1 pseudogene is annotated in these 748 nt (G+C 64.7%); it reads left to right on the top strand.

Annotation, left to right across the window (positions count from 1 at the left end):
- A pseudogene (locus NW853_RS11205) lies at positions 1-748 on the top strand (hypothetical protein); the annotation flags it as partial.

Here is a 748-nt window from a genome sequence, read left to right as displayed (position 1 = left end):
GCCTACCGGGGATCCACCACCTTGGCGCAAGGAAAGGGATCCCTGACCCTTTCTGACCGCTCTGGGGGCTCTGGCGGGGCCAATCGCCGCCTGGCCATGCTGGTACTCTCCGAGGTGGGAGTGCCGCTGCTGCACACGGGCTCGGGGGTGCCGGCGCCCGGCCAGCCCCTGCTGCTGTTAGGAGAAAATCTGGAGCGGGTGGAAACGGTTTTGTTTGCTTCAGCCGTCAATCCTGAGCGCAGCTTGAGAGGGGAGATCCGCTCCCGCAGCAGCGACCGCCTGACGGTGATGCCGCCGGCCTCCCTTTCCGGAACCGTTTGGGTGGCCGTTGCCGATGCGGCGGGGCAAGGGTTGGGAACCTTGGTTTACGAGTGGCCAGCCCCTACCCCCTCACCCACCCCTACTGCGGCGGCAGCCTCAGCCTGGCAGGTGGAGACCTTGCTGAATGGCCGCACTGCCTCGGCAGTCCTTCCTAGAAACAGCGTCTCTGATAGCGGCGGCGAGGCCGAGATCCCTCTCAAACAGATTGGCGGCATTGCTGTTGATCCAGAAGGGTTCTTTTACTTGGCCGACCCGGCCCAGCACCGGATTTTTCGCCTTTCTCCCGAAGGGGAACTGGAGGTTTGGGCCGGCAGCGGCAAGGCCGGCTATCGGGATGGAGCGGCTAATCAGGCCCAGTTCGACTCCCCCCAAGGGCTGCTCTGGGATCCCAAAGGGGGATTGTGGGTGGCCGACAGCGGCAACCACT

Source organism: Synechococcus sp. H55.11, from assembly GCF_047462475.1.
Lineage (GTDB): Bacteria > Cyanobacteriota > Cyanobacteriia > Thermostichales > Thermostichaceae > Thermostichus.
This window is presented reverse-complemented; position numbering and strand designations above follow the sequence as displayed.